An 18,764-nucleotide genomic window follows, 5' to 3' on the forward strand; every position below is an offset into this window, starting at 1 on the left:
CCACTCTAAAATCAATGACCTGATTGTATGGAATGATCAAAGTAAACCTTAGCTCAATTGGAGTATTGAGACCTAAATGACTTAAATCTCAAACTCATCTAAATAAATCACATTTACTGCTTTTAAATTAATTATTTTTCATCTAAACAGATATTTAGAATACCATCTAACTCATCAAGTGAGTGATAATGAATCACAAGCTTACCTTTACCTTGCTTATTGTGATCAATTTTAACATCTGCACTGAAACGTTCAGAAAGACGCTGAGTCAGTTGCTCTAAATCAGCTGAAATTGATGGTTTTGGCTTATCCTGTTTTGGTGCATTAAAATCACGCACTAACTGTTCTGTTTGACGAACAGAAAGGTTTTTTTCAATGACAATTTTTGCAATTTCAATTTGGTCTTTTGCACGCAAAGTCAATATTGCACGCGCATGCCCCATATCTAATTGACCTTGTTGGATATGGTCTTTAATCGGATCCGCTAAGCTTAATAAGCGCAATAAATTACTTACTGTAGTACGTGCCTTGCCCACTGTTTCAGCAATTTCTTGGTGACTTAATCCAAACTCTTCATGAAAACGCTGCAATGCCATAGCTTGATCAATTGGATTTAAATCTTGGCGTTGAATGTTTTCAATTAATGCCAACGCAATTGCAACTTGATCTGACAAATCACGAACAATTGCAGGAACTTCATTTAGTCCAGCGATTTGAGCTGCTCGCCAACGGCGCTCCCCTGCAATAATTTCATATTGATGCACATCATCCTCAATTGGACGAATGACAATCGGCTGCATGATGCCATGCTTTTTAATAGAAGATGCTAATTCCTGAAGGTCTTCTTCATGAATAAAACGTCGCGGCTGATAATTACCACGTTTAAGAAGTTTGACATCTACTTGTTTGAGCTGACCATGATCTAATGACTGTGCTTCTAATTGTAATTTTTCTTTTTGAATAGAGCCCAATAACGCATCTAAGCCACGACCCTTTGCTAAGCCTCTTTTCTTCACGGTCATGCTTTACTTCCTTTTTTCACTTTGGTTTTTTTTAACATTTCAGCAGCAAGATTCAAATAAGCCACTGCACCCTTAGAACTTTTTTCAAAATAAATAATCGGTAACCCATGTGCTGGCGCTTCCGCTAAACGCACATTTCGAGGAATAACCGTTTCGTATAATTTTTTACCAAAATACTGCTCCAACTCATCCGACACATCACGTGTCAGCGCATTTCGAGCATCGTACATGGTACGCAATACACCAATGATTTCTAAATCAGGATTTAACGCTTGTTGAATACGATCAATCGTTTGTGTTAAATCTGCCAAGCCTTCCAGGGCATAATATTCACACTGCATTGGAATGATCACGCTTTTAACAGCAGCCAATGCATTTACCGTGATCAAACTTAAGCTTGGTGCACAATCCACAATGATGTAATCAAACTTATCTTCAATTTGTTGGATCGCATCACGCAGAATAAATTCACGACCGTCTTGCTCAGCAATGGCTAATTCAACACCTGCTAAATCACGATTGGAGCCGAGTACACGATATCCAACTTCAGCTTTAGTGATGGCCGTTTCAATTGGCACTTCACCCAATAAAACATCAGTCACTGAGTATAAGAGATCATTCTTTTGAATACCTGAACCCATAGTGGCATTGCCTTGAGAGTCCATATCAATCAACAATACTCGCTTTTTAAGCACTGCTAATGATGCAGCCAAATTTACAGCAGTCGTGGTTTTACCTACGCCACCTTTTTGGTTCGCAATAGCAATAATTTGAGCCATGGTAACCCCAATCCCTAGAATTTTTAAATTTGTTTAAGTAGCAATAAATGACGTTGTTCATCTAAACGTGGAACGTGAAGCTCAATAATTTCGCAACTCAACTCATCTTTATGGTTTTCAATTTCCTCAGCAGGAATTAAACCTTTCATAGAAGCAATAATACTGTTTTCATGCATAAAAGGACGAGAAGCAGTAATAAAATCTGTCAGTGAGGCGAAAGCACGACTGGTAATTACATCGAATTTACCCAGTTCATTAATACTCTCTTCATTCTCTACTCGAGTTTGAACTGCCACAACATTTTTTAGTTTTAAATCAGCAATGAACTGTTTGAGAAAACGAATTTTTTTTCCATTCGAATCTAGAAGCACACAGCTTCGCTCAGGTTGACATAGCGCGATGATCATCCCTGGCATACCACCACCGGTACCAATATCAAGCAATCGCCCTTCAGGCAAGTCTTTCAAGATACTGAGGCTATCCAACAAATGTTTAACTAACATTTCTTTAGGATCACGAATCGCGGTCAAGTTGTACGCCTTATTCCACAATACAAGCGCATCTTGATATTTTAATAATAGATTCAACGCCTCATCACTGAGTGATAAACCTAGTTTTTGACTACCTTGTTGTAACTCATGAAAAAAAGGATGCATAAACAGTAAACATCTCAATAAAATTAATCAAAGTATACCGTTTTATGCATCGTGGAACACTATTTAACGCTTAGTGAATACTCACTTAGTTAAATTGTCCTTCTCGAATTTGCTGATCCAACTGCATCAACCTTTCTGGAGTACCCACATCCACCCATGTTTCTGCCATTTTTGCAGCAGAAATTCTGTGGTTGTGCATAGCATCTTTAAGCAAAGGTGCTAAAGGACGCTTGCCCCATTCTAGTCCTTCGAATAAACGAGGATGAATCACCGCAATACCACTATAAGTCAGATTTTCGCCCTCTTTTTCTTGCTCAAAAGTATAAGCACGACCATCTAATAGTGTGAAATCACCTTGAGGGTGTTGTAGCGGATTTGGCACAAGTACTAAGTGTGCTAGATCTTCTTGTAAATCAAGCTCAAGCAACTGAGCAAAATCAAACTGAGTCCACACATCCCCATTGACGAGGATAAATGGTTCTTCACCCAACAAGGGCAAAGCATTGATGATACCACCAGCTGTCTCCAAACCCTCATCTTCACGCGTCCAGCGAATGTTCACACCAAACTGAGAACCATCGCCTAAAGCACCGATCAATGTGTCGGCCAGCCATGCGGAATTAATAATAATTTCACTAATACCAATCGACTTAAGTTTTTCAATATGCCATACAATTAAAGGCTTTCCACCCACTTCCAATAGTGGCTTTGGTTTATAAAGCGTCAAGGGACGCATACGGTTACCCAGACCCGCTGCTAAAATCATAGCTTTCATGCAGCTACTACCTCATAGTGACCATATTTGGCTTCAAATGCATGAAGCACTTTATCTTCAACCCATTGAATAAATGGAGTGAGTTCAGCGTAGGGCTTCGACTCTTCGAGTAAATACCACATGACACGAGGCAGATCTTTTAAATAGCCCGACTTTCCATCACGTTCAAACAATCGCACAAAAATACCTAAAATCTTCAAATGACGTTGAATCGCCATGAAGTCAGCATCTTGAATAAAGCGCTCTAAATCACGATCAATTTTTGAATCATCTGGTAATAATTCATAGAAAGTTTTAAACCATTGTTTTACGCGTGCTGGAGGCCATTGCACGTATGCATCACGTGTAATTGAAATCAAGTCGTAGGTATCCGCACCGATTACCGCATCTTGAAAATCAATTACGCCTTGTTCTTGTTCATCATTCAACAACATGAGATTACGACTGTGAAAGTCTCGATGAACAATTACTTGTGGTTGAGCTAAAGCCGCATTTGCCAATATCGCAAAAGTACGCTTAATCAAACCTTGTTCATCAGCATTTAATCGAATATTTAATGATGGAAGCAACCAATCTGTGAATAACTCCATTTCACTGATTAATTTTTCGTAACTATATTCTGGAAACTGATCCACACCATGAATAGACTGTAATTGAATGAGTTGTTTAAAACTCTGTAAATAATGCTGATCTACCGTGTCATTGTTTAAATGGTTCGCTAAAAGCTCATCCCCAAAATCTTCTAGAAGCAATAACCCTTGCTCTAAATCCTTTGCAACAATATGTGGAACACGAACTCCATGACGATCAAAGAACTCATCAATCGTCACAAAAGGTACACAATCTTCTTTTTCTGGAGGTGCATCCATTAACATAAATGATTTATTATTCAAGGTGATTCGCGCATAGCGACGGAAACTAGCATCGCCTGCTAAATATTTTATTTCGAACTGCTCTGATTGAAGTACAGATTGCACCCACGTATGTATCAATTGTTCACGTTGTGTATTCATTTGCTATAAATTCTAGTACAGGCTGAATATTTAAAGTGCTAAGTGTAGCCACTAATCCGTTTTTTCTCTATGATGCGACAATAATTAATTGCAATTTGCATACTTGGTTAATGATATAAATGAAGCATCAGTTTACTTTCAGCCCTTTGGCGACTGCTATTTTAACCTTATTGTGTGGTAGCACAGTCTCAAGTTATGCCGACTCTAAAGACAGTACAACTGAGGTGGATAATCAAGCACTTCAAACTGCAATCAAAGAAAGCTACCCTGGTCAGCGCTTCTTTGATCAATATTATGTCAATAAAAATTCAGCTGAAGCACAACAACGTAGCACGTTCTCCCCAAGCTCGAAATTTTGTGCTCAAACTTGGTTGACACCAATCAGCCCTGATACTAAAGCTGTTGATCCCGAGCAAGCAACATCGATCATCACCGCTGATCGTGCATATTACAATCCAAATGGTGATTCAGAATTAGAAGGCAATGTCATCATCGATCAGCAAGGTCGCATGGTTCGTGCGGATAAAATTAAAATTGACAATACTCAAACTCATGCCAAAGCTTCTGGCAATGTACAGTTGGCACAAGCGGGTTTATTGGCTCAAAGTGATCAAATTGACTACAATTTAAAAACCCAAACGGGACGCCTCAATAACAGCTTTTATATTTCAGAAGCGACACATGGGCATGGTCGTGCAGAAAATATTGAGCGCACCTCACCCAATATTTTACTCCTTCAGAATGCAACTTATAGCACGTGTCCACCTGAGCAAAACCCAACATGGAAGATTCAAGCCAATTCGATTGAGTTAAATCAAGACACTGGTCGTGGCGTAACCAAAGGCACTAAACTATATATTAAAAATACACCAGTGCTGGCTGTGCCATATTTTAATTTCCCTATTGATGATCGTCGTACCACTGGCTTATTAAACCCAGGTTTTGGTTATACAAACGATGGTGGTTTAGAACTTGAAGCGCCAATTTATCTCAATTTAGCACCCAATTATGATGCGACTATCACTCCACGTTTCATTGGCGGTCGTGGATTAATGGCTGAGGGTGAGTTCAGATATCTGACTGAACAATATGGTGGCGGTCGTATTTGGGGTGGTTATTTAGCACAAGATCGTAAATATGATGATGAAGATCGCAAAGATTTACACCTCTTGCACAATTGGAAAATCAATGACCAATGGACGACCAATTTAGAATATAACTATGTTTCTGATAAAGACTTCTTTGCCGATCTAGACAGCAATCCGAATACAAGAACAGAGTTAAACCAACGCCGCGCTTGGGATCTTAATTACGCGAATGGAATTCCAGGGTTACGCGCGCAACTCAAAGTTGAAGACTTCCAGACGCTAGACCCTGATGTTGATGATGTTGATCGCCCCTATGCACGACTACCGCAATTGCTTGTCAATTATATCACTGGTAATCCGCAAGGACTGGAATATGAATTTAATAACGATACAGCATATTTCCAAAAAGATATTAATGACTTAAATGCTTCAGACAACTCAAATATGGACACCATTTATCAACCAAGTGGTACACGTCTTTATAATGAGTTTTCTGCTCGATATAACTTCCGCAATCAGTGGTCATTCTTTATACCTCAAGCATCAGTTCGCTCTATAAATACCTTCTTTGATCAAAATACGATTGATCGTATCACTGAAGAACAAAGAAAAAATACCAAAGACAATGCAGTTATAGTTCCAGAGTTTACTTTGGATGCAGGTCTTATCTTTGAAAAAGATGGAAAATTCTTACAAACCATCACACCACGTGCATTCTATGCTTATGCACCACACAGAAATCAAAACAGTTCACCGAACTTTGACTCAACCGCAGCGTCCCTGAATTACGATCAACTATTTAATCCACGTCGTTTTTATGGCCACGACCGCCTAGAAGATAATAACTTCTTATCACTCGGGGTAAGTTACAGCCTCTTTGATACAATCGGATTAGAACGTTTACGTGCCAGCATCGGACAAAGTTACTACTTTGAAGACCGTAAGGTGACTTTGAATAATAGTCAAAATGACCCATTTAACACTGAGCGTCAAACTGGTCCTGTGATCAGCATTGCCAGCCAGCTTTCTCAGAACTTTACTGTGAATGCAAACTCAATGTGGATGTCTAACGGAGACAATGCTCAACGTGATCTACAAGTGTATTACACAGGTGAACAAGGTAACCTATATAACTTTGGTTATTTTAATCGTAAGCGACTTGAAGATCGTCAAGACCACTATGACCAAGTTACAGCATCCTTTATACAACCTGTGAAAGGTAATTGGAATTTGATGGGTCATATGCAATATGATCTAGACAACAGTGTTGCACGCGAGTACCTTTTAGGGATTAACTATGAGTCGTGCTGCTGGGGTGTTTCGGTCTATGGTCGCTCTTATTACAATGACTTAGATGATGTTAATGCACCAGACACCAAACAAAAACGTGCTGTAATGGCAGAGTTTACACTTAAAGGACTTGGTGGCTTAAACAGTAAGTTAAGCTCTTTACTGGAAAATCGAATCTTGGGTTTCGATAAAGTTAAACAAAATTGGACGAATTAATGAAGATGCAAAATTTAAAACAACTCTTTAAAGCTTCAGCATTAGCACTTGTTATTTCTGCATCAGTGTCAAGTTATGCAAACCCATCAGATCAAATCGTTGCTATTGTTGGCAAAAGTGCCATTTTAAAAAGTGACATTGCACAAGGTGTCGCTGAGCTACAACATCAACTTAAAGCTCAAAAACAGGATGTACCACCACTTCAGGTACTTGAAAATCAAGCTCTGAATAAACTCATCATCCAAAATGCGCAACTTGAACAAGTAAAACGCTATGGCATTCAAGTTGATGAAAAAACTTTAAATGATGCTGTGCTTAATGTTGCTCGCCAGTCGAACAGTAATAGCCTTGAAGACTTCCAGCAAAAGCTTGACCGTATGGCTCCGGGCACTTATGAAAACCTACGTGCTAAAGTCGCTGATGATCTTGCTATTCAGCGCTTACGTCAACAACAAGTGATGTCACGCATTAAAATCAGCGACCAAGATGTTGAAAACTTCCTCAAATCACCGGAAGGTCAAGCTGCTGTGGGTACTCAAGCTCACGTCATTCACTTCAGAGTTTCAGGTGAAGCCTCTCAACAAGAACTCACTCAAGTCGCGCAACAAGTTCAAGATGCACTTCAGACTTCCAATAATGTAGACGCAATACAGAAACAATTTTCTACATCTACAATTAAAGTTGAAGGCGCAGATATGGGCTCGCGCTCAATCGCAGATATTCCAGAAGAACTTGCATCGAGTATCGCTTTAGTTTCACCAGGCAATACTACTGATTTAATTCAGGCTCGAGATGGCATCCACTTGTTGAAACTCTTAGAGCGCAAGTCAAATGAGAAAAAGACAATTGTGCCACAATACCAAACTCGCCATATTCTGATTAAGACTTCTGAAGTGGTGAGCCCTGAAAATGCCAAACAAACTATTGACAGTATCTATAGCCGTGTAAAGGCAGGTGATGATTTTGCAGTCCTTGCTGCAACTTATTCAAATGATCCAGGTTCTGCACGTGATGGTGGTAGCTTAGGTTGGGTTTCACCAGGTATGATGGTGCCAGAGTTTGATCAAAAAATGCAGACTGCGAAAATTGGCGAAGTCAGTGAACCTTTTGAAACACAGTTTGGTTGGCATATTTTGCAAGTTACTGATGCACGTCAGCAAGACATGACTCAGGAACAGCAAAAACGCATAGCGCGCCAAATTCTTGGTGACCGTCAATTTGATGCAGAGTTAGATGGCTGGTTAAGAGAGCTTCGCGCAAGTACATACGTTGAAATTAAACAACCCAACCAAAACTAATTTTTTCTTAATTGAGAGCCTCCACTATGGGGGCTTTAATTTTAATTTTTAGGCTGTTCATATAAAAAAAGGCACCTTCATCAGGTGCCTTTTTGATTACTCAAAAATTAACGATTGTTATCGTCTTCTTGAGCATCATCAAATTTTGTTTCGCCATCAAAGTTTGGTGTAGAAGTCGCACCAAAGCCACCTTGACCACCAAAGCCACCTTGACCACCGAAGCCACCTTGACCGCCAAAACCTTGACCGCCACCGAAGCCACCTTGACCGCCAAACCCACCTTGACCGCCAAACCCACCTTGACCGCCAAAGCCACCTTGACCACCGAAGCCGCCTTGACCACCAAAGCCACCTTGTTGACCACCGAAGCCGCCTTGAGCACCAGCAGGAGCGCCTGCAGGAGCACCAGCAGGACGTGGATTACGTGCAGGTACAACTGTTGAAATAGCGTGCTTGTAAACCATTTGGCTTACCGTGTTTTTTAATAATACAACGTATTGGTCAAATGATTCGATATGACCTTGTAATTTAATACCGTTGACTAAAAAGATTGAAACTGGAATACGTTCCTTACGGAGAGAGTTTAAGAACGGATCTTGTAAAGTTTGACCTTTAGACATGTTATACTCCAAAAAATAAAATCAGCGCAAAAAAACTATCTTTATTTTTCAATTAAAATTTATAAAAAAGATAGTGAGTAAATTTTGCTTTATCCATATAAGTTTCGCAAGTCTTCTTGAGCTTGCTTTATCGTCAAAAAAGTTTGAAAACTGTGCGCTTCTTGCAAAGAACGTAACCAAGTGTATTGACGTTTAGCCAGTTGTCGTGTTGCAAACAAACACTTGTCTTCCATATCTTGCTTAGATTTGAGACTTCCATCACTATTTTTAAGAAAATCTAAAGCTTGGCGATATCCAACAGATCTCGCCGATGGCAAATTATCGTTTAAATCGTATTTTTCAATCAGGTACTCCACCTCATTTAAAAAACCGATATCCCACATTATTTTTAGGCGCAGTTCAATTCTTTTGTGTAATTCTACACGATCAGGTAACAGCGCATAATTATGAAAATTGTAACGATATGGCTGTTTTTTGGGCTGTTCTGCTTGAAGCTCAGTGATAGGTCGACCTGTCAGACGATAGACCTCTAGCGCGCGTATAATGCGCTGACGATCACTCACTTTAAACTTCTCACCTGCCATAGGATCGACACGTTTTAACTCTTCGTAGACGCTCTCCCAACCCAATACCATGGCTTCATTTTCAATTTGTTGACGTACCTTTTCATCAGCATTAGGGAGATTCGTTGCCAAGCCTTCTAACAGTGCTTTGTAGTACAACATCGTCCCACCCACCAAGATTGGGGTCTTACCGCGTGAATGTATTTCATCAATCAGCAGCGATGCATCTTCAACGAATTGAGCTGCCGAATAAACCTCGAGCGGTGTAATAATATCAATCAGGTGATGTGGATATCGCTCCTGCTCTTCTTTAGATGGCTTAGCCGAACCGATATCCATGTCCTTATAGATTAAAGCAGAATCCACCGAAACAATTTCAAAATTACCGCGCTCATATAGCTCACATGCCAAAGCAGTTTTCCCACTCGCAGTCGGCCCCATTAAGTTGATGACTGGCATTTGATTTGACATGTGCAATTACTCTCCTCGAGCAAATAATTTATCTAATTGACTAAGTGGAAAAGCTCTCCAAGTTGGTCGTCCATGATTACATTGACTTGCAAACTCAGTTTGTTCCATCTGCCTCAACAGTGCATTCATTTCAGAAATACTTAACATGCGATGCGCACGCACTGCGCCATGACATGCCATTCCTGCCAAGATATGATCTCTTTTTTGTTGTAAAGCACTGGCCTCATCATTGGGATCAAGATCATTCAAAAGTTCTGGGATTAATGCATTAAAATCGGCCTTGTGCAAAATAGCAGGCACACCTCGCACTATCACTTGCTCATCGCCATATTGATCAATTTCTAAACCAAGCCGCGCCAACTGAGGCTTAAGGTCCTCTATACGCGTGGCTTGCATGCGTGTAATTGAAATCACTTTTGGAATAAGCAACTGCTGTGATGTCCAAAATTCAGGTTTATCCCAAGCAGATTTCATTTGCTGTAATAAGATCCGCTCGTGCGCGGCATGCATATCTACAATGATCAAGCCTTCAGAATTCTGCGCCAGAATATAAATTCCATGAAGTTGTGCAATTGCAATCCCCAAAGGAAACTCGTCAACTTTAGACGATGTTGATTCCATCTCAGTATCATGAGGAACTTCAAAATTAGATGACGTTTCTTTCAAAGGTGCCAAATAAGATTTGAGTGCATTGCTAATATTAGAATTTGAATAAGACTGACTCGGCGCGCTATATTGAACTGACTGAGGCTGTTTAGCACTAAAATCTGTTAGATACCCCTCATGACTCGATTCCTGCAACGTCTGGGACATAGGGGGCGATGCTTGAGCATTTTGATGCAAATTAAATTGCTCTTGATAACGTGGTAACTGTACTGATGGTGCGATGACATCTTGATCAAGCTTTAAAGCCTGGGCTAAATCCGCAGTCGCAGTTTGAAATTGCGACAAAGTTTCTTTGGCAAAATGACGTACAAATTCGTGTACTTCACGTTGATTCAAAAATCGAATTTCATGCTTAGTCGGATGCACATTCACATCAATAAATTCAGGATCAACTTCTAAGAACAACAAATAAGCTGCATGTTGATGCCCATGTAAGATGCCATCATAGGCCATTCGCAAAGCATGAGAGATTGTTTTATCTTTTACGATACGACCATTCACGTACACATACTGCAAATCACTTTGTGCTCGAGCATCAGAAGGATGACCTAACCATCCTGATAAGCGCATATTGACACTATCAGCATCGATCCAGTACGCATTTTCAGTAAATTGTCGGCCTAAAAGCTGCTGTACACGTTGAAATCTGAGTTGACCACTGTCTGCGACAGGCAAATTTAAACGGATAGTACCATTATGTTCCAGCACAATCCGAATATCGAAATGCGTTAAGGCTAAACGCCGTACGATTTCTTCAATGTGGCCAAATTCCGTATTTGGCTTTTTTAAAAACTTTCGTCTTGCTGGTACATTAAAAAATAAATCTTGTACACGTATGTGTGTGCCTTGCTGAGTAGCAACAGCTTGAATCTCTTGATGATCAAAGGCCGTACCGTTTACTTCGACCTGATAACCAATTCCTGAATCATCACGACTACTGGTCAAGGCCAAGCGCGAAACAGCAGCAATGGAAGCCAAGGCTTCTCCGCGAAAACCTAAGCTCACAATTGCATGTAAATCTTCAGCAGTTTGAATTTTGCTGGTTGCATGCCGCATGACCGCAAGCGGAAGATCCTCAGGATGAATCCCTTTGCCATTATCAATAATCTCAATCAGCGTACTACCGCCTTGTTCGACTCGAATGATTAATTCAGTCGCGCCCGCATCAATTGAGTTTTCTAGAAGTTCCTTCACCACTGATGCAGGACGTTCAATTACCTCTCCCGCAGCAATTTGGTTTGCTAATGCAGGAGATAAGGTTTGAATTCGATTCAAGCTAAGATCATGCGCCATAGATTTATTTAAAACTGTGTCTTTAATTTTGCGAGTAAAGCTTCATCATTTGCAGAAATTGTGACATGACGTACTGATTCATCATCAGATTTCTCAATATTCAAGATAACATCTGCTTCTGGAATTTCGTCACCACCTTTGGAGGGCCATTCAAACAAGAATAGCGCATCAGCAATATCCAGATAATCACGAATACCCATCAACTCAAGTTCATAAGGATCATTCAAACGGTACAAATCAAAATGAAAGACATCCTGCTGATTGATTTTATAGGGTTCAACCAGTGTATAAGTCGGGCTTTTAACCGCACCACGATGACCTAAATTTTGTAGCCAATAACGCGTCAGGGTGGTTTTACCCGCACCTAAATCTCCAATGAGGTATATGACACCCTTTTCAATACACTGCCCTAAACATGCAGCTAATTTTTGAGTATCTGCTTCATCATTTAAGTTGAGTTGAAAAGAATATTGCATCTGGATCACATTAGACATCTGTTGAAGAGGTATAATAGCATGCTCCTGAACAGTGCCTATCTCGACTTGTTCAAAAACTCATTCATCTGATCATTTTTTTATTCTGTTGTCTTGTTATGCCAAAATCAAATTCAGAAAGTGTCCCAAGTTTTACGCCACCGATGATCAATGGTGTAACAGCCAGCAAAGTATTTCTTCCAAATCTCGAAGTCTCCCCGATCACGATTTATGATTTCCTCATTCAAGCCTTTTCTCATATAGACGCACTGGAATGGCAACAACGTTTTCAAGATCGTCTTATTTACAATGCGGATGGCAACACACTTTCCATCAATTCGGCGTATCAACCCAATTCTCATATTTTTTATTATCGTTTTTTAGCAAACGAAATTCATGTTCCGTTCAAGGAAAAAATTTTATACGAAAACGATGATCTGCTCGTGGTGGATAAACCTCATTTTTTAACCATGAGTCCGACAGGTCAATATGTTCAAGAAACCTTATTGGTGAGATTAAAGCAGTTCACTGATAATCCTCATCTCACACCGATTCATCGTTTAGACCGCGAAACAGCAGGTGTTGTTTTATTTTCAAAAAAAGTTGAAAGTCGCGGAGTCTATCAACAACTTTTTGCAGATCGAAAGGTATCCAAAACATATCAAGCCATCGCACCTTACTTAAAAGACTTAGTCTTTCCACGAACAGTTGAATTACGCATGGAAAAGGGAAATCCATTTTATATAATGAAAGTATGTGAAGGCGTCACTAATTCTGTCACTCAAATTGACCTGATAGAACACAATTCACAGTGGGGACGATATATTTTGAAGCCACTGACTGGTAAGCAACATCAACTTCGCGTTCACCTCAATGCGCTCAACATTCCAATCAAAAATGATCCTTTTTATCCGGTAATCGCGCATAAAGCTGAGGATGATTTCAGTGCACCGTTGCAATTACTTGCTGATGAGCTTCAATTTATTGATCCGATATTAAATATTGAAATGCAATTTAAAAGCACGCAAACACTGACATTGTAGATTCATTGTAATGACAAATTTATATAATTTTGACGTTCAGACATTGAAATTACATTTACTTAGATTAAAATAAGCACTTAAATTTAGAGTCGTTTGGTTTTAATCCATGAGAAAAACAGAAGTTTATCAAGTCCGACTTGACTCACAAGAAAAAAACAAGCCTTTGCAGTTTTTAAGCAATTGGGGATTACACCAGCGCAAGCAGTGCGTTTATTTTTCAAACAAGTTGTACTGACAAAGTCCATTCCTTTTGCAATCGAAAATCAAACGATCAACATGGATCAATTGTTGAAACTCAAAAAACTTAAGCAAGAACAACAAGATTCCAATACTACAACTTCGAGTTTAGATGACGACGATTTTTTTGCAGAATTGAATGCACTTTTGGGTGAAAGCGATAAAGATTAATTTTTGACATAAGTTAACTTTGTCGTATTTTTAAACAATTTAATTTACAGCGCCCTGCGCAAATATGTTTAGCTCTTCATCATAACAAGATTAAAAATAATGATCTGAGGAGAGCTCAACAGTGATAGTACGGAAAGCCACAACAGAAGATCTCAATCAACTCGCTGTACTTTTTGATGAATACCGACAGTTTTATGGTGCATCATCCAATATTCAACAATCCTATGATTTTCTAAAACAGCGATTCGAAAACCAACAAAGTGTTATTTTTATTCACATCAAAAATGATGTAATCACTGGCTTCGTGATTCTTTATTTAGGTTTTTCATCCCATGCTTGTTCAAGCTACTACATTCTAGATGATGTATATGTCACTCCAATTTATAGAAGACAAGGTTCAGCCAAACAACTCATTGACACTGCAATTTTGTTTGCACAATCCGAAAAAGCCAGTCGAATTTCATTAGAGACACAACGAAGTAACTTTCAATCTCACCAACTTTACGAAAAGATGGGCTTCGTCAAAGACAATGAATTCCAAACCTATCATTGCTTTCTATCCTAAGGCATTACACAACATATCGTCTTAAGAATAGAGTCTTTAGCATTGATGATTTAAATCTCAAGGAGTTGAGCATCAGGACTTTGATTTTTTGCGGCGAGTATTTGCTGTTCAGTGAGATAGCAATATTCACCTTCAGCAAGCTGATCTAATTTTAATTGTCCAATTTGCAGTCGATGCAATGATTCAACACGATTTCCCACAGCAGCAACCATACGCTTAACTTGATGATAAACGCCTTGATGCACTGTAAATTGTAGGTGTTGTTCGCTTATGAGTTGAATGTCTGTTGCTTGAAACAATCCTGTTTCATTGCGAAGCTCTACACCTTGACCCAATTGAATGATTTGCTGCTCAGTGACTGGATCTGCTGTATGCATTTGATAAACTTTAGGAACATGTTTTTTAGGATGAGTCAGCGCTTGCAGAAATTGTCCATCATCTGTAAGTAACAATATACCAGTCGTGTCTTGATCTAAACGTCCGACTGTTTGCACTCCCCTTTGCAACAATATGTCATCAATCAATTCAAATACACTGAAGTGATGCGTCGCTTGATGCGAGCATTCATAGCCTACAGGTTTATTGAGTGCTATATAAACTTTTTCACGATAAGTATATTCCTCGTTATACACGTGGAAGCTAAGACCTTGAAGCTTCAGTTTATATTTCGGGTCCGTGATCACAGTACCATCAATGACCACTGCACCAGCTTTAATTAATTGTTGACAATATTTTCGTGATCCAAAGCCTTGAGACTGTAACATTTTTTCCAGAACCATGAATCACTTCCATTACTTACAATATTCGTTGAAATTTAAAGTATGTCATCTGAATGCAGACTTTAAATCAGTTAAACTATTATAACTTTCAAGTACTGTCGTGATAAGCACTGGATCTTCTTTATGTCTCAATTAGACCTCAATTTAATCGTTCTAATCATTTTATTGGCATGTGGAATATTCAGTCAAAATACAGCTGTCACAATTTCAGTCGCAGTACTTATTGTTTTTCGTATCACCCCTTTAAACGAGTATTTTCCATTGCTTCAACAGCATGGTTTAAATATCGGCATTATTATCCTCACCATTGGCGTTCTTACGCCAATTGCCAGTGGCACCATTCCGGGTAAAGATATTCTCAAGTCGTTCTTGAGCTTAAACTCAATTTTAGCCATTGGAATCGGGTTACTGGTGGCATGGTTAGGTGGTCGAGGCGTAACGCTTATGGCGAATCAGCCAAATATTGTCGCTGGACTGCTCATCGGTACTGTAGCAGGTGTGGCTATTTTACGTGGTGTCCCTGTTGGACCATTAATTGCAGCAGGAATACTTTCCATTATCATTGGAACTTCTTGAAACAGGTTACTTTCACGACTGAACAGTCATTTCACAAACGCAACAGTCATCATTTGTTGGTTTGATCTTTTAGAACTGCGGTAAAGTATTTTGATTACGGATACTTGCACAGTTTAAATTATGCAAAAAATTAAAATTATTCGTCAGGATCAATACGAACTTGCTGCTACCTTTTTTCCTGCCGAGCATTCAAAGCGTCTTCCCGTCTTGGTGTGCCCTGCCACTGGAATTACTCAAAAGTTTTATCATCGATTTTGCGAATGGCTTAACCAACAAGGCTATGCCGTAATGGTGTTTGATTTTAGTGGTATTGGTGCTTCTCTTTATGGCCCATTGAAGCAATCCAAAGCAAGTATTGTGCAATGGGGACAGTTGGATATTCCCGCTGCGATTGATCAACTCTTACAACTCACCCATGCCAAGCAAGTTATTCTTGTCGGTCACAGCGCTGGTGGACAACTCATTGGGATCACCCCCAACCATGATAAAGTTGCAAAAGTCGTGGCAATTGCAGGTTCGACTGGGCATATAAAAGGGCTCAAAGGTCGTACGAAACTACTTGCCCCTGTGATGTTTAAAGGTATTTTTCCTCTCGCACGCATAACGCTTGGTTATGGTCCTACCCAAGCCATTGGTATGGGGGAAAATCTACCGAAAGATGTTGCACGTGACTGGGCTCAATTTTGTAGTCAACCTGGCTATGTTATTAATGCGATTGGGAAAACGGTTGCTCTAGATCAAGACTATCACCAAGAGATACGAATTCCTGTCACGGCCATTTGGGCAAGTGATGACGAGATTGCAACCGAAGCAAATGTTCAGGATTTACTTCGTTTATATCCTAATGCACCTACCGAAGCGATCGAACTCAAACCTAAAGAGCTGGGACACAAAGCGATCGGACACATGATGATGTTCAAACAGTCGCATCAAAATATTTGGCCGATGATCGAATCTCAACTGCATATATAAATCTCCATAAGTAAAAAACCGCCTTAAAGGCGGTTTTTTTAAACTTACTCTATCCCAATATTCCAATCGAAAGCTGGATGACTATCGCATTTACAATATCAATGAAAAATGCACCTGTGAGTGGAATAAGTAAGAATGCTTTGTGTGAAGGACCATAGGTATTGGTTACTGCTTGAATATTCGCAATAGCTGTTGGGGTCGCACCCATACCAAAACCACAATGACCTGCTGATAAAACCGCAGCATCGTAGTTGCTCCCCATCACCTTAAATGTCACAAAAGCAGTGTATAAAATCAATACCAACATTTGCACAATCAGAATCGTGACTAACGGACCTGCCAAATCTGCTAATAACCACAGTTGTAGTGATAACAATGCCATTGATAAATAAAGTGATAAAGATGCATTTCCAAACACGTCAATCGCACGATCAAAGATATTTACTTTGAATACATGTTCAAGCAGATTTCTCAAAATCACACCTGAACCTAGCGCCCAAACAAAGGTTGGAAGCTCAAACCATTTACCCTGACTAAAATCTGTCATTAAGTTTGCCGTGAATATACAAAGTGCAAACATACCAAGGGTCGAAACCGCATTACTTGCAGTAATTAATCGTGTCTTTTTTGGATATTCAAATGGTGCAGATTTTAACTGATCATCCAATTGTGATTCGTTTTGATCATTGTCAATTTTGTCAGCCAGTTGATGACGTTTAATTAAAAATTTAGCAACTGGACCACCAACAATACCACCAATAATCAGACCGAAGGTCGCACTTGCCATACCCAATACAATCGCACCTTGAATGCCATGCTGGGTTTCAAGCACTTGGCCCCATGCACCTGCCGTGCCATGACCACCCGTTAAGGTGATTGAACCTACAATTAAACCGATGAGCGGATCTAAACCTAATACCGTCGCTAAACTCACCCCAACAATATTTTGAACGATCACAAATCCGATCACACAGAACAAAAATATAAATAGGGCTTTACCACCATCTTTTAATTTAACAAAATCTGCACCTAAGCCCACAGAGGTAAAGAACATCAGCATTAAAATGCTTTGAATTTGCGCATCAAATGTGGCACTGATATTAAAGAATTTAAATAAGATGAATGCTGTAATTGCTGCGACCAAACCGCCAATCACAGGTTCAGGTAAATTGTAGTTTTTAAAGAATTGGACTCGGTTGACTAGATAGCGCCCAATAAATAGAAAAAATACGGCAATCACGATGGTGCCAAAGGCATCAACTTCAAAATTCATTCTATTTCCCTAATGTTTTAATTTTAATCAATTTTCACAAAGAATTATGCTTTATTCAGCTATTGAAATGTAATTTTTCAATGATTTTAGGCAGTACATTTATTTGTACTGCCCTATTGGTTTATTGCACCTGTTTTCTTCTTTGCTCTCGAATTGATTCGTGAACTTGATCTGGCTCAACTACACCTAGGTGATGCTGATTGTAATAGCGCTGTTTATCGTATTCAGACATGTTTACTGTTTCATCTTTATATTTCTGATAACGTGCATCTTCTTCTGGATCATAATTTTGATATCCACGCTTGAACATGCAATGAGCGATAGTCTGATTAAACTTAATGTGAGTAGCGTTTTCATTATATTCATGCTGTGTTCATTTTTTGCTTATTCTATTTATTTCACCTTTCTAGATTGTTGCTGTCTGTTTTCTTTATGGTTATGGTCTTGTAAGCTTTTCGCAGTAGTCAATTTGAATTTATATTCGATTCAGCATGACGAATTTGTGTGAATGTGTTTTAATGCAATCAGTATGAGATGAGCCTTATATGAGTATCACGTGAGTGGTACGACTAGCCCCGTTAATTTTTTAATTACGGGGCTTTTTCATGGGCTTTCTTTTTCGGTAAATGACGGTTTCGCCGTATTTTTGAAACACCCACTCTTTTGCTTGTTGGTCGGTGATGTTTTCAAACACATAGTAGTCATGATCCCATGCCTCTTGATGGAAAATAACCTTCTTCGTATAAGTTTCATTCTTTCCATTGGTCATACAAACAAAGCTGTCGCCTTGGTCTTTAATTTGTGTTCCGTTTAGGAAGCCACCGATACAGAGGAAACGGGATTGTGAGGACATTATAACTTTAACTTTTTTCAATCATTTTACAATGTGCGGATTAAATAATTTATTGAATGAGGAATAAAGTTC

General features: G+C 39.3%; 19 protein-coding genes and 1 pseudogene. 7 read left to right on the forward strand and 13 right to left on the reverse strand.

Going from position 1 to position 18,764, the window contains the following annotated elements; translation table 11 throughout:
- Nucleotides 1–131: 131 nt before the first annotated feature.
- The 5 genes from CL42_RS02290 to CL42_RS02310 form a co-directional block, all read right to left on the reverse strand.
- Complete coding sequence (locus CL42_RS02290) at nucleotides 132–1,022, reverse strand: ParB/RepB/Spo0J family partition protein (protein WP_035264597.1); 891 nt, start codon at nucleotides 1,020–1,022, stop codon at nucleotides 132–134.
- Nucleotides 1,019–1,801, reverse strand: a complete 783-nt coding sequence (locus CL42_RS02295; protein ID WP_035264598.1) for a ParA family protein — start codon at nucleotides 1,799–1,801, stop codon at nucleotides 1,019–1,021. Before CL42_RS02295 ends, CL42_RS02290 begins: the two co-directional genes overlap by 4 nt.
- 23 nt (nucleotides 1,802–1,824) lie before the next feature.
- Nucleotides 1,825–2,457: a 16S rRNA (guanine(527)-N(7))-methyltransferase RsmG gene (rsmG, locus tag CL42_RS02300; RefSeq protein WP_035264600.1), complete on the reverse strand. Its 633-nt coding sequence runs from the start codon at nucleotides 2,455–2,457 to the stop codon at nucleotides 1,825–1,827.
- 85 nt (nucleotides 2,458–2,542) lie between these two features.
- Nucleotides 2,543–3,232: an N-acetylmuramate alpha-1-phosphate uridylyltransferase MurU gene (murU, locus tag CL42_RS02305; RefSeq protein WP_035264603.1), complete on the reverse strand. Its 690-nt coding sequence runs from the start codon at nucleotides 3,230–3,232 to the stop codon at nucleotides 2,543–2,545.
- Entirely contained in the window at nucleotides 3,229–4,245 is a 1,017-nt protein-coding gene (locus tag CL42_RS02310) for an aminoglycoside phosphotransferase family protein (RefSeq protein WP_035264606.1), read from the reverse strand. The genes murU and CL42_RS02310 overlap by 4 nt, the downstream gene beginning before the upstream one ends.
- A gap of 119 nt (nucleotides 4,246–4,364) precedes the next feature.
- On the opposite strand from CL42_RS02310, the gene CL42_RS02315 reads away from it, so the two are divergent.
- Both CL42_RS02315 and CL42_RS02320 read left to right on the forward strand, forming a co-directional pair.
- On the forward strand, nucleotides 4,365–6,839 hold the full coding sequence (locus CL42_RS02315; RefSeq protein WP_035264608.1) for an LPS-assembly protein LptD: 2,475 nt from the start codon (nucleotides 4,365–4,367) through the stop codon (nucleotides 6,837–6,839).
- Nucleotides 6,839–8,137, forward strand: a complete 1,299-nt coding sequence (locus CL42_RS02320) for a peptidylprolyl isomerase (RefSeq protein WP_035264610.1) — start codon at nucleotides 6,839–6,841, stop codon at nucleotides 8,135–8,137. The genes CL42_RS02315 and CL42_RS02320 overlap by 1 nt, the downstream gene beginning before the upstream one ends.
- 107 nt (nucleotides 8,138–8,244) lie before the next feature.
- Here the strand turns inward: CL42_RS02320 and hfq are convergent, their stop codons facing one another.
- From hfq to tsaE, 4 genes are all read right to left on the reverse strand, one after another.
- Nucleotides 8,245–8,757 (reverse strand): RNA chaperone Hfq, encoded by a 513-nt coding sequence (hfq, locus tag CL42_RS02325; RefSeq protein ID WP_035264611.1) that lies wholly within the window; start codon nucleotides 8,755–8,757, stop codon nucleotides 8,245–8,247.
- 89 nt (nucleotides 8,758–8,846) lie between these two features.
- Nucleotides 8,847–9,791, reverse strand: coding sequence for a tRNA (adenosine(37)-N6)-dimethylallyltransferase MiaA (gene miaA / locus CL42_RS02330; RefSeq protein ID WP_035264613.1), 945 nt, complete (start codon nucleotides 9,789–9,791; stop codon nucleotides 8,847–8,849).
- Nucleotides 9,792–9,797: 6 nt separating this feature from the next.
- Nucleotides 9,798–11,750: a DNA mismatch repair endonuclease MutL gene (gene mutL, locus CL42_RS02335; protein ID WP_035264616.1), complete on the reverse strand. Its 1,953-nt coding sequence runs from the start codon at nucleotides 11,748–11,750 to the stop codon at nucleotides 9,798–9,800.
- A gap of 8 nt (nucleotides 11,751–11,758) precedes the next feature.
- A complete protein-coding gene (gene tsaE, locus CL42_RS02340; RefSeq protein ID WP_035264619.1) occupies nucleotides 11,759–12,226 on the reverse strand; it encodes a tRNA (adenosine(37)-N6)-threonylcarbamoyltransferase complex ATPase subunit type 1 TsaE in 468 nt (155 codons plus the stop codon).
- A gap of 116 nt (nucleotides 12,227–12,342) precedes the next feature.
- Here tsaE and CL42_RS02345 point away from each other — a divergent pair, with 116 nt between their 5' ends.
- The 3 genes and pseudogenes from CL42_RS02345 to CL42_RS02355 all read left to right on the forward strand — a co-directional run bounded on the left by CL42_RS02345 (nucleotide 12,343) and on the right by CL42_RS02355 (nucleotide 14,239).
- A complete protein-coding gene (locus CL42_RS02345; protein WP_035264625.1) occupies nucleotides 12,343–13,266 on the forward strand; it encodes an RluA family pseudouridine synthase in 924 nt (307 codons plus the stop codon).
- 106 nt (nucleotides 13,267–13,372) lie between these two features.
- Nucleotides 13,373–13,674, forward strand: a pseudogene (locus CL42_RS02350) (type II toxin-antitoxin system RelB/DinJ family antitoxin).
- A 121-nt stretch (nucleotides 13,675–13,795) separates the two neighbouring features.
- Nucleotides 13,796–14,239, forward strand: coding sequence for a GNAT family N-acetyltransferase (locus CL42_RS02355; RefSeq protein ID WP_035264628.1), 444 nt, complete (start codon nucleotides 13,796–13,798; stop codon nucleotides 14,237–14,239).
- Between the two features lie 50 nt (nucleotides 14,240–14,289).
- Here the strand turns inward: CL42_RS02355 and CL42_RS02360 are convergent, their stop codons facing one another.
- Nucleotides 14,290–15,018 carry a pseudouridine synthase gene (locus CL42_RS02360; RefSeq protein WP_035264632.1) on the reverse strand — a complete coding sequence of 243 codons (729 nt, stop codon included), beginning with the start codon at nucleotides 15,016–15,018 and terminating at the stop codon, nucleotides 14,290–14,292.
- Between the two features lie 123 nt (nucleotides 15,019–15,141).
- On the opposite strand from CL42_RS02360, the gene CL42_RS02365 reads away from it, so the two are divergent.
- Together CL42_RS02365 and CL42_RS02370 are read left to right on the forward strand one after the other, a co-directional pair.
- Nucleotides 15,142–15,594, forward strand: coding sequence for a DUF441 domain-containing protein (locus CL42_RS02365; protein WP_035264635.1), 453 nt, complete (start codon nucleotides 15,142–15,144; stop codon nucleotides 15,592–15,594).
- A 120-nt stretch (nucleotides 15,595–15,714) separates the two neighbouring features.
- Nucleotides 15,715–16,566, forward strand: coding sequence for an alpha/beta fold hydrolase (locus CL42_RS02370; protein WP_035264638.1), 852 nt, complete (start codon nucleotides 15,715–15,717; stop codon nucleotides 16,564–16,566).
- Nucleotides 16,567–16,615: 49 nt separating this feature from the next.
- On the opposite strand, the gene gltS is transcribed toward CL42_RS02370, so the two are convergent.
- From gltS to CL42_RS02385, 3 genes are all read right to left on the reverse strand, one after another.
- The gene (gene gltS / locus CL42_RS02375) at nucleotides 16,616–17,839 is read right to left on the reverse strand and encodes a sodium/glutamate symporter (RefSeq protein ID WP_035264641.1); all 1,224 of its coding nucleotides are present in this window, start codon (nucleotides 17,837–17,839) and stop codon (nucleotides 16,616–16,618) included.
- 121 nt (nucleotides 17,840–17,960) lie between these two features.
- A complete protein-coding gene (locus CL42_RS02380; RefSeq protein ID WP_035264644.1) occupies nucleotides 17,961–18,149 on the reverse strand; it encodes a hypothetical protein in 189 nt (62 codons plus the stop codon).
- 276 nt (nucleotides 18,150–18,425) lie between these two features.
- Complete coding sequence (locus CL42_RS02385) at nucleotides 18,426–18,692, reverse strand: hypothetical protein (protein WP_035264646.1); 267 nt, start codon at nucleotides 18,690–18,692, stop codon at nucleotides 18,426–18,428.
- Nucleotides 18,693–18,764 lie beyond the last annotated feature (72 nt).

It is taken from the genome of Acinetobacter sp. Ver3 (assembly GCF_000632455.1).
GTDB lineage: Bacteria > Pseudomonadota > Gammaproteobacteria > Pseudomonadales > Moraxellaceae > Acinetobacter.